The organism is Thioalkalivibrio sp. (genome assembly GCF_007692535.1).
In the GTDB taxonomy this organism is placed as follows: Bacteria; Pseudomonadota; Gammaproteobacteria; order Ectothiorhodospirales; family Ectothiorhodospiraceae; genus Thioalkalivibrio.
Window position 1 is genome coordinate 1 of the sequence record NZ_REBW01000188.1, and the last position, 9934, is coordinate 9934.

9 protein-coding genes are annotated in these 9934 nt (G+C 66.2%); 4 read left to right on the plus strand and 5 right to left on the minus strand.

Annotated features, from left to right (window positions below):
- Positions 1-64 precede the first annotated feature (64 nt).
- Positions 65-1204 carry a 3-deoxy-7-phosphoheptulonate synthase gene (locus EA346_RS11105; RefSeq protein ID WP_296758556.1) on the minus strand — a complete coding sequence of 380 codons (1140 nt, stop codon included), beginning with the start codon at positions 1202-1204 and terminating at the stop codon, positions 65-67.
- 277 nt (positions 1205-1481) lie between these two features.
- Here EA346_RS11105 and EA346_RS11110 point away from each other — a divergent pair, with 277 nt between their 5' ends.
- Together EA346_RS11110 and EA346_RS11115 are read left to right on the plus strand one after the other, a co-directional pair.
- Complete coding sequence (locus tag EA346_RS11110; RefSeq protein ID WP_296758558.1) at positions 1482-2816, plus strand: ATP-grasp domain-containing protein; 1335 nt, start codon at positions 1482-1484, stop codon at positions 2814-2816.
- A complete protein-coding gene (locus EA346_RS11115) occupies positions 2813-4849 on the plus strand; it encodes a CocE/NonD family hydrolase (RefSeq protein WP_296758560.1) in 2037 nt (678 codons plus the stop codon). The genes EA346_RS11110 and EA346_RS11115 overlap by 4 nt, the downstream gene beginning before the upstream one ends.
- A 10-nt stretch (positions 4850-4859) precedes the next feature.
- Here the strand turns inward: EA346_RS11115 and EA346_RS11120 are convergent, their stop codons facing one another.
- Together EA346_RS11120 and EA346_RS11125 are read right to left on the minus strand one after the other, a co-directional pair.
- A complete protein-coding gene (locus tag EA346_RS11120; protein WP_296758561.1) occupies positions 4860-5327 on the minus strand; it encodes a hypothetical protein in 468 nt (155 codons plus the stop codon).
- 49 nt (positions 5328-5376) lie between these two features.
- Positions 5377-6054, minus strand: coding sequence for a SagB/ThcOx family dehydrogenase (locus tag EA346_RS11125; RefSeq protein ID WP_296758562.1), 678 nt, complete (start codon positions 6052-6054; stop codon positions 5377-5379).
- Between the two features lie 241 nt (positions 6055-6295).
- Here EA346_RS11125 and EA346_RS11130 point away from each other — a divergent pair, with 241 nt between their 5' ends.
- A complete protein-coding gene (locus EA346_RS11130) occupies positions 6296-6841 on the plus strand; it encodes a YaeQ family protein (protein ID WP_296758564.1) in 546 nt (181 codons plus the stop codon).
- Positions 6842-7057: 216 nt separating this feature from the next.
- On the opposite strand, the gene EA346_RS11135 is transcribed toward EA346_RS11130, so the two are convergent.
- Together EA346_RS11135 and rnk are read right to left on the minus strand one after the other, a co-directional pair.
- Complete coding sequence (locus EA346_RS11135; protein ID WP_296758566.1) at positions 7058-7738, minus strand: DUF1826 domain-containing protein; 681 nt, start codon at positions 7736-7738, stop codon at positions 7058-7060.
- Positions 7739-7834: 96 nt separating this feature from the next.
- Positions 7835-8251: a nucleoside diphosphate kinase regulator gene (gene rnk / locus EA346_RS11140; protein WP_296758567.1), complete on the minus strand. Its 417-nt coding sequence runs from the start codon at positions 8249-8251 to the stop codon at positions 7835-7837.
- A gap of 416 nt (positions 8252-8667) precedes the next feature.
- On the opposite strand from rnk, the gene EA346_RS11145 reads away from it, so the two are divergent.
- Entirely contained in the window at positions 8668-9870 is a 1203-nt protein-coding gene (locus EA346_RS11145) for an acetoin utilization protein AcuC (protein ID WP_296758569.1), read from the plus strand.
- Positions 9871-9934 lie beyond the last annotated feature (64 nt).

The following is a 9934-nucleotide window of genomic DNA, read 5'->3' on the forward strand; positions in this document are numbered from 1 at the left end:
CGTTAGCCCCTGAGGACTCGGCCGGACACGTGAGGACGGCGGTGTCCCGTCCCGGGCTCCGGGTTCAGGCGGTGACGGGCGCCGGCTTCGCGCCCTGGGCTGCCAGCCTGCGCCGTGCGCGCACGGCGTGGGCGAGTGCATCGAGCAGCCGCACGGAATCGTCCCAGCCGATGCAGGGGTCGGTGATGCTCTGCCCGTAGACCAGCGGCTGACCCGCCTTCAGATCCTGCCGGCCCTCGACCAGGTGGGACTCTGCGGCCACCCCCATGATGCGGGGATCACCGGCGGCGATCTGTTCGGCCACCGCCGCGCCGGAAACCATTTGCTGCCCGTAGCCGCCCGGGGTGTTCCCGTGGGAGAGATCGATCATCAGCCGCTCGGGCAGATCGAACTTGGCCAACTGGGCGCAGGTGGCATCGACACTGGCCGGATCGTAGTTCGGCTGTGCCCCGCCGCGCAGGATGACGTGGCAATCGGTGTTGCCCAGGGTGTCGACGATGGCCACCTGGCCGCACTTGTGCACGGAGAGGAAATGGTGGCGTTGCCGGGCGGCGAGGATCGCCGCGACGGCAATCTGCACATTGCCGTCGGTGCCGTTCTTGAACCCGACGGCGGAGGACAGTCCGGAGGCCAATTCCCGGTGCACCTGCGATTCCGTGGTCCTGGCGCCGATCGCGCCCCAGGAGACCAGGTCACCGATGTACTGGGGCGAGATCACGTCGAGGAACTCGCAGCCGGCGGGGACGCCGGCCTGATTGATCTGCACGAGCAGGTCGCGTGCGATGCGCAGCCCCTCATTGATGCGGAAACTGCCGTTGAGGTAGGGATCGTTGATCAGACCCTTCCACCCGACCGTCGTGCGCGGCTTCTCGAAATAGACGCGCATCACGATCTCCAGGTCCTCGCCCAGCCGGTCGCGCTCCGCCGTCAGCCGCGTTGCGTATTCCAGTGCGGAGACGGGGTCGTGAATCGAGCAGGGCCCGATGACGACGAGCAGGCGGTCGGAGTGGCCGTGCACGATCTCGCGCACATTGCGACGGGTATCCGAAATGAAAGCTTCCGCCGGCGTGTTCCTGATCGGGAAAAACTGGATCAGGTGCGCGGGCGGGGGCAGCGGGAGGATGTTTTCGATGCGCTGGTCGTCGGTTTCCGAGGTGCGGTCCGTCGGCGGCGGTGCCAGTGTATCTTCAGGGAGATGGCTCATGGTCGGTGCGTCTCTTGCGGGAGAGTCCTCGGCCTTCGTGCGGAGGCCAAAGTATCCGTATAGTATTGAAGTTGTTGTGCATTGCGTCAAATGACCGCTGTTGCCAGCGCGCCGGAGCGCCCATACCCGGGCGCTGCATGCGGGAACCCTGGCGGAAAAACCTCTAGACTTCAGGATATGTGGTCCCGATACCGGGCATCACGCGCGAGCGCGGGTTCGGGGATCGTTACGGCTGGCCTGGGTCAGCCACTGGACACCCACTGGAGGTGCAGTCGACATGGCCGTTTCCGATTCGGACGGGCAGCGGAACATCTTTGTAGTGGGCCTCGACGATTTTCATCTGGCCCAACTGAAGACTTTGCCTGACGCGGACCATTACGCATTTCACGCCCTTTTCACGCACCGGGAACTCAAGAGCGGCAAGGGTTTTCCCGTGCGGGAATTGCTCGAGGACGGCCGCCGCCAATTGCGGGAGTTTTCAGAGGGCGTGCATGCGGTGGTTGGGTACTGGGATTTTCCGGTGAGCACGGCACTGCCGATTCTGCGGCAGGCGGTCGGACTGCCAGGCCCCGCGCTGGAGGCCGTGCTCAAGTGCGAACACAAGTACTGGAGTCGCCTGGAGCAGGCGAAGGCCGTGCCGGATCACATTGCGGAGTTCTGTGCAGTCGATCCGTTTGCGGACGATCCACTGCGCCAGGTCACCCTCGCGTTTCCCTTCTGGCTGAAGCCGGTGAAGGCCGTGCTTTCGCACCTCGGGTTTCTGGTCGAGAACGAAAAGGATTTTCGGCATGCGATCGAGCGGACCCGTTCCGGGATCCGCCGCTTTGGTGACCCCTTCAACCTGATCCTGGAGTTTGCCGAGCTTCCCGATGAGGTCGCCAGCGTCGATGGCAACCACTGTATTGCCGAATCGCTGATCTCGGCGGGCCGCCAGTGCACCCTGGAGGGATACGTGTATCAGGGTGAAGTGCGGGTCTACGGCGCCATCGATTCCCGGCGGGAAGGTTCGGCAGGCTCCTCGTTCGCGAGCTATGAATACCCGTCGACCCTGCCGGAATCCGTGCAGCAGCGGATGGTGGAGATCACGTCCCGGGTGATGCGCCAGGTCGGCTACGACGACGCGCCGTTCAACATCGAATTCTACTGGGAGGAGGACACCGACCGCATCTGGCTGCTGGAGATCAACTGCCGCATCTCCAAGTCGCATGCGCCGCTGTTCCGGATGGTCGACGGCTGCTATCACCACCAGGTGATGATCGACCTGGGGCTGGGGCGCGAGCCGAAAATGCCCCGCCGGGAGGGCCAGTTCGGGTTCGCGGCGAAGTTCATGGTGCGCAGGTACGAGGATGCCCTGGTGACCCGAGTACCCACCCGGAGCGAGATCGAGGCGATCGAGTCCGAGGCTCCGGGAGTGGTGATCGAGATCGCAGTGAACGAGGGCTCGCAGCTCTCGCGATTGCCCTATCAGGACAGTTACAGCTATGAGGTGGCCGTCATCTTCGTGGGCGGCGAGGATCATGCCGACGTGAAAAGAAAATATGAACGGGTTCTTGCCCGACTGCCGCTGGAATTCGCCCGTGCCAATGAGCCCATGCGGCCACCCGCGCCATGACCAGCGCCAAGACCAGGACCGAATTTCCCCGGCGGGTGCGGATCAAGGAGCATCTCTGGATCACCATGCCGGACGGGGTGCGGCTGGCGGCACGTTTGTGGCGGCCCGAGGATGCCGTCGACGACCCGGTACCCGCGATCCTGGAATACATCCCCTACCGCAAGCGCGATTCCACCCGGGACCGTGACGACCGGATGCACCATTACTTCGCCGGGCACGGCTACGCCTGCCTGCGCGTGGACCTGCGCGGCAGCGGCGATTCCGAGGGGGTGTTGCGGGACGAGTACCTGCAGCAGGAACTGGACGACGGCGTCGAGGTGATCCGCTGGCTGGCCAGGCAGCCCTGGTGCAGCGGGCAGGTGGGCATGATCGGCATCTCGTGGGGTGGCTTCAACGGGCTGCAGATCGCCGCGATGCGCCCGCCGGCCCTGAAGGCCGTCGTCAGCGTCTGTTCCACCGATGACCGCTACGCCGACGACGTACACCACATGGGTGGCTGCCTGCTCGGCGACAACCTGTCCTGGGCCTCGACCATGTTCGCCTATAACTCGCTGCCGCCCGATCCCGAACTGGTGGGCGAGCGCTGGCGCGAACTCTGGTTCGAGCGGCTCGAGGGCAGCGGTCTGTGGCTCGAGCAGTGGCTGCGCCATCAACGCCGGGACGACTATTGGAAACACGGGTCCATCTGCGAGGACTGGTCGGCGGTGCAGTGTCCGGTGATGACGGTCAGCGGCTGGGCGGACGGCTATTCCAACGCCGTGTTCCGGATGCTGGCGCACCTGCAGGTGCCGCGGATGGGACTGGTGGGACCCTGGAGCCACAAGTATCCGCACCAGGGCGTGCCGGGTCCGGCGATCGGATTCCTGCAGGAGTGCCTGCGCTGGTGGGATCATTGGCTGAAGGGGCGGGACACGGGAATCATGAACGAGCCGATGCTGCGCGCCTGGATGCAGGACAGCGTACCGCCCACCACCTATTACGACGAGCGGCCGGGCCGGTGGGTCGGGGAGTCCCGCTGGCCATCAGACCATGTGACCCGCCAGGCCTTGACGCTGGCCTGGCCGGGCGTCCTGGAACCGAGCGAGCGATCGGCACCGGAGCGCGAAATGACCCTGCGCTCGCCGCTCAGTGTCGGACTCTTCGCCGGAAAGTGGTGCTCCTATGCCGCAACCCCGGATCTGCCCCACGATCAGCGCGAGGAGGATGGCGGCGCACTGGTCTTCACCAGCTACCCGCTGGAGGAGTCGCTGGAGATCCTCGGAGCGACGATGGTGGAACTGCAGGTCAAAGTGGACCGGCCGGTGGCGATGGTTGCGGTGCGGCTGTCCGATGTGGCGCCCGACGACAAGGCAACCCGGATCACCTACGGTCTGCTGAACCTGACCCATCGCGAAGGCTCCGAATCACCGCAGCCGCTGGAGCCGGGGCAAACCTACCGCGTGCGGGTCAAGTGCAATGATGTCGCGCAATCGTTTCCCGCCGGTCACCGGATCCGCCTGTCCATTTCCACGTCGTATTGGCCGCTCGCCTGGCCTTCGCCCGAGCCCGTCTGCCTGCGCATCATCACCGGCCAGAGTCGCCTTCTGCTGCCCGTGCGTCCGCGTCGGGACGAGGAAGACGCGAGGATCGGCTTCGAGCAGCCCGAAGTCGGCCCGGCCTCGACGCCCATCCGCCAACAGACGCCGCAGGCGCACAACTGGCGGGTGATCCGTGACCTGGCCGAAGACCGTTCCACCCTGGATGTCGTCAATGACAACGGCACCGTTCTGTTACGGAAGATCGATCTGGAGATGCGGCGCAAGGCCATGGAGTGGTACAGCTACCAAGGCGACGACTTCAATTCCATCCGCGGCGAAACCCTCTGGGAGCGTGGCTTCCGGCGCGGCGACTGGGAGGTGCATACCGTGACCCGAACGGTGTTGCGGTCCACGCCCGAGCATTTCCTGCTGCACGCGGAACTGGACGCCTTCGAGGGCGAGCGCCGTGTCTACTCGCGCAACTGGGACGTGACCATTCCAAGGGACCTCGTCTGATCGAGTCCCACTAGGCGGCGGGCATCAGCCACAGGGTGAGCGAGAGCATCATGCCGGTCAGGCTGGCCCCGAAGATCGGCAAGACCATCAGTCCGGCGATGGCTTCCCGCTGGAACAGCCGGATGCCCATCACCACCAGGCTTGCGCTCCAGCCTACCGCGACCAGCAATGCGAGCGCATTCGCTTCCTGGAGCCAGAGCAGCATCAGCAGCAGGGGCAGGCCCAGGTTGAACACGGCCAGCAACAGATCGCGGGTGCCGGCGGCACGCCCCGCCGACAATGCGTAGGCAAAGGCCGCCCATACGAGCAGCAGGCCGAAGCCGAAGGCGCCGGCCGCCGGAGAATGCAGCGGGGCGCGCAGGACCGCTGCGCCGCGAGGTTCGAGCCCCAGGCCGAGGCCGATGATCGACAGCGCCGAAGCCAGGCTCAGGATCAGCCAGAACCAGAGGTTTCCGCGTTGTATGGTCGGTTCCGTCATCAATCGTTTCCGTTGTGGGCGATGTCGTTTCGAGTGGCGCCGGTCGGCATCAGCGCATCCTGCCGAGCGGCATGAGGTAGAGGGGCTGCTCGCCCCGGTTGAGCTCCAGCGCCGAGGACACCGCTTCGTCGCGGAAGGCACCGATGACGACGGTGCCGATGTCCATGGCGTTCCCCTGGAGGTAGACGTTCTGCGCGGCGTGGCCCGCTTCCATGTGCACGTAGCGTTCGGCCCGGGGGCCGTAGCGCCGCGCGGTCCGGGAAACCACGCCGGACATCACCATGACCACCGGGGCTTCCAGGATTGCCGTCTGTCCGAGTCCGGCATCGTGGAGGTCGCTGCGGCGGTCGCCGGCGATGCGCTGCACAAGGCTGTGCTCGCGCGGCTGGTACCGGTACACCCCGTCCTCCAGATCGTCGCTTCCGGCAACCAGCAGATCGATCTCCAGCGGAAAGGTCCCGCCGGCCGATGGGGCCGTGCGCAGCTCGTCCTGCGGCTCCGTTACGCCCTGCGCGGCCCAGGCCAGTTGCGCGATCTCCTCCAGCGATAACGCCGCCGAATCGTAACTCCGCACAGAGCGCCGCTGGTCCAGGGTCGCTTCGATGGACACCTCGCCGGTGCGTTTCGGTTCCGGCAGGGCGATGGAGGACCCCTGACCGGGGGACGTGCCGCCCTGGGCGCTGACGCTGGCCATGGAAAGCATCATGATCGTCAACAGGCTGCGCATGGTCGATCCCTCCAGGAAAGGCTTCTTGGGGACAGACGTTCAGCGTACAGGGGCCGAGGCGAAGGGGGAACCCGGAGGGCCCGGTGATCGACGTCTACGCCACGGGCCGGTTGTGCCGCCGGGCCATGGTGAGCCAACGGCTCGAGGCGCGGCTTTGGTAGGATGCCGGGACCATCGCATCCCTTCCGTCAGAGTCCACCGGAGCCGTCATGTCCCCGCGCGTCCAGCCTGACCCTTTCCCATGGCCCTGAAGGCCACGATCTTCAAGGCGGAATTGCATGTCTCGGACATGGATCGCCAGCACTACGGCAGTTATCCGCTGACCCTGGCCCGGCACCCCTCGGAGACCGACCAGCGCCTGATGGTGCGCCTGCTGGCCTTTGCCATGTATGCCAGCGACGCCCTGCGTTTTGGCCGGGGCCTGTCCACCGAAGACGAGGCGGATCTCTTCGAGCAGGACCCAACCGGCCTGATCGAGCGCTGGATCGACGTGGGCACGCCCGACCCGCGCGACATCCGCAAGGCCTGCGGGCAGTCAAAACAGGTGGTCGTCCTGACCTATGGGCGCACCGTGGACGTCTGGTGGCGCCAGCATGGCGAGGCCCTGTCGGGTCAGCGGAATCTCGCCGTGCTGCGTCTGCCCGCGGAAACCGGCGAGGCCCTGGGCGCGCTCGCTGCGCGGAACATGAGCCTCCAGTGCGTGATCCAGGACGGCATCATCTGGTTCACGGCGGGAGAGGTCACGGTACAGGTCGAACCCGAGTGGCTGCTGCGCCACGACGGCTGACCGGTACTCCCCCGGATTCCGGCTCGGGCGCCGAGACAAACTTCCCGTGCCCGGTTCAGGACGCTGCCCGCTTCACGGGCGCGCCCTTTGCGGCCAGCGCCCGCGCGAAAGGTTCAGGCCGTTTTGACGCGTGCCGTGCCCCAGATCGGAAACGGATCGGGCAATCGCGTCCAGCCAGCGGTCTTCGCGCTCAGGGCGAGGGCGGAGGCTATAGGGTCACCGCTCCCAGACGGCATCCAGCGACATCATCACGCGCGGGGCGTCTGCCGCCGGGATGGCCGGCGAGCGATGGATCAGGCCGCGGCCGTCATTGTCCTGCCACAGCGATCCCTTCAGCAGTGCGATGGCGAACGTGGGTACATGGGCCACCGTCGCACCGGCGCGCAGCAGTCCGGATTCCTCGTCGGGGCGTCCGCCACTGCCGGCACCGAGCCGTTCGCGGTTGGCCCAGGCATCGTCCAGAAACTCGGTGCCGGGACCACGCCAGGTACAGGTCAGGCGGATCCCCGTCCGATCGACGTGAAAGCGCGGGCACATCGGCTTGTCGAGTACCTCGATGCGCAGCGCGGCGGCGGGGCAGCCGAGCAGATCGGTATACAACCCCGTGATCCACTCGACGTCCCCGAGCAGCGCAGCCCTGCCCGGGCGGTCCGGCAGGTCGAGAGGGATCGCACCGCCGGCCTGCACCAGCAGCGATCTGCCGGCATGCATCGCGGATACTGCCGCTTCGAGATAGGCTGCGATGCGCGGGTCGGGCTGCCTGCGGTAGAAGGCCAGCTGGACCCCCGGTTCGAAGATGCCAACCATTCCGCCGGGCGTGTCGCAGGACCAGGTATGGGGCCGGGGGACGGGCTGTGGGGCAGTGAGCGAAGCAGAGGAAGGTGAGGGCGCGATCATCTCGGGGCTCACGGACGGAGTGTGACCGTCTGTTTAGCATCGCTCGCCCCAAGATGCAATAATATAACATCGCATCCGTACTTGGCTTGTGTGCTGCTAGCGGTGGTATTCGCCCGAGGCTTCGGGTTGGTAGAGGATCTCGATGATGCGCACGGTCATGGTCCCGCCGCGGGGCGCCGGCCATTCGATGCTGTCGCCGACCGAGAGGCCCAGCATCGCGCTGCCGATGGGTGCGAGGATCGAGACCTTTTCCGCGCTGCCATCGACACCGCTGGGGTAGACCAGGGTCCGTTCGAATTCCTTGCCGTCGGGTTCGGTGCGAAAGCGCACGGTGGAATTCATGGTGACGACGGTGGACGGCATCGCGATGGGATCCACCACAGTGGCGCGATCCAGTTCCTCCAGCAATGGGGCGTGTGACGCCTGCGCGTCCGGCGGCAGGGATTCCAGTAACTGCTCCAGTCGGTGCAGGTCCAGGGAGGAAAGGGTCAGCACGGGTCGCTTCTCGGTCATGGCCGGTCCGGCTCCTGTATCGGTCGAACAAAAAGCGGCCCGGGCGTGAGCGCGGGCCGCCGTCATTGCAGGGATTTAGATGGGGCCCGGGGAGGAACGGGCGGTTGCCCCTTTATGGCATAAACGCACGGCAAAGGCAAAGAAGTCGGCGCGTTCGCGAGCAGGCTCGCTCCCACAGGAGGGCGGAGGCCGGAGCCGGGCAGGGGTTGTGGGAGCGTGCCTCGCACGCGAATCGGCGTTGGGTGCGGCACCCATCCCAGTCGCGCCTGCGGCGCGTTCGCGAGCAGGCTCGCTCCCACAGGGGCCGGGGGATTTGTGGGAGCGTGCCTTGCGCGCTAGGGGATCCTCTGTGGAGTTTCCGGGATAATCAGGACGTGGCAGGTCATAGCCGATTTCCCGTGGCAGGAGTGGCTGGTTTGAATGTAGATGTCGACAGGTCCCGGATTGCCCCGACGCGCAGGGCGGTGCTGATCGGCGCGGAGCGTTACCGGCGTCATTCCTATGGCGACAACCATCCGCTGGGCATTCCCCGCGTCTCGCTCACCCTGGACCTGATTCAGGCCTATGGGGCCCTGTCGGAGTCGGAGTTCCGGATCGCCCGACCGGCGACGCCGGTGGAACTCGAACGGTTCCACACCCGCGAATACATCGGCGCGCTGCAACAGTGCGAGGCGGAGGGCCGGGTCGCGCACCGTTACCGGCAGCGGCACAACGTCGGCAACTTCGAGAACCCGTTCTTCCCAGGATTCTTCACCACGCCGGCCACTGCTACCCACGGCAGCATCCGGGGTGCCGAGCTGGTGCTGGAGGGCCTGATCGCCTTCAACCCGGCGGGCGGTATGCATCATGCTCGGGCCGACGCCGCACGCGGATTCTGTTACCTCAACGATCCGGTACTGGGAATCCTGCGGCTGCGACAAGAGGGCTTACGGGTGCTGTACGTGGACATCGACGCCCACCATGGCGACGGCGTCGAGGACGCGTTTCGCCATGATCCCGAGGTGTTGACCCTTTCGCTGCACATGGACACCGCGTATGCCTATCCCTTCGAGGGTGGAGGCATCGGGGATTCCGGTCCCCTGGCCAATGCGGTGAACGTGCCGTTGCCCCGCGACATGAACGACGACGAATACCGGCACGTATTCGGGCGCCTGTGGCCTGCGGCCATGGAAGCCTTCCAGCCCGCGGTGGTCGTTCTGCAGGCGGGGACCGACATCCTGAGCCCGGACCCATTGGGCAAGTTCCGCATCTCGACGCAGCTTTTCCTGGAGGTGGTGGAGCGCATCCTCACGGATGCCCCAAGGCATGCGGACGGGACTCCGCGCCTGCTGGTGCTCGGGGGCGGCGGTTATCATCCGCTGGCGCTGGCCCGCTGCTGGACGGGTGTGTGGGGGCTGCTGTCCGGACGTGAGTTGCCAGAGGCGATGCCGCCGGAAGCGGAGGCGCTGCTGCGCGCGGTCGACTGGGATCTCGATGAGGACGAGGATCATTTCGAAACGCTGTTCACGCGCCGAGTGGACCGGGTCGTTCCGGGCGAAGTGCGGGCGGAGGTTCGTGCGGGAGCGGACGCGCTGCTGTCCGGCCATGCGGGGTTGCTGGTACGGTCGCGGCGCAGTTAGCGTGAAAGTCACGGCCCCGTTCTGTAGGTCGGGTTAGCGTAGCGTAACCCGACGTGCCGGGGTG

Excerpts from the sequence above, each read along its gene's own strand:
- EA346_RS11115 (WP_296758560.1), top strand. The coding sequence starts at position 2,813 with ATGACCAGCGCCAAGACCAGGACCGAATTTCCCCGGCGGGTGCGGATC.
- EA346_RS11110 (WP_296758558.1), top strand. The coding sequence starts at position 1,482 with ATGGCCGTTTCCGATTCGGACGGGCAGCGGAACATCTTTGTAGTGGGC.
- EA346_RS11125 (WP_296758562.1), bottom strand. The coding sequence starts at position 6,054 with ATGCGCAGCCTGTTGACGATCATGATGCTTTCCATGGCCAGCGTCAGC.
- EA346_RS11130 (WP_296758564.1), top strand. The coding sequence starts at position 6,296 with ATGGCCCTGAAGGCCACGATCTTCAAGGCGGAATTGCATGTCTCGGAC.
- EA346_RS11120 (WP_296758561.1), bottom strand. The coding sequence starts at position 5,327 with ATGACGGAACCGACCATACAACGCGGAAACCTCTGGTTCTGGCTGATC.
- EA346_RS11105 (WP_296758556.1), bottom strand. The coding sequence starts at position 1,204 with ATGAGCCATCTCCCTGAAGATACACTGGCACCGCCGCCGACGGACCGC.
- rnk (WP_296758567.1), bottom strand. The coding sequence starts at position 8,251 with ATGACCGAGAAGCGACCCGTGCTGACCCTTTCCTCCCTGGACCTGCAC.
- EA346_RS11135 (WP_296758566.1), bottom strand. The coding sequence starts at position 7,738 with ATGATCGCGCCCTCACCTTCCTCTGCTTCGCTCACTGCCCCACAGCCC.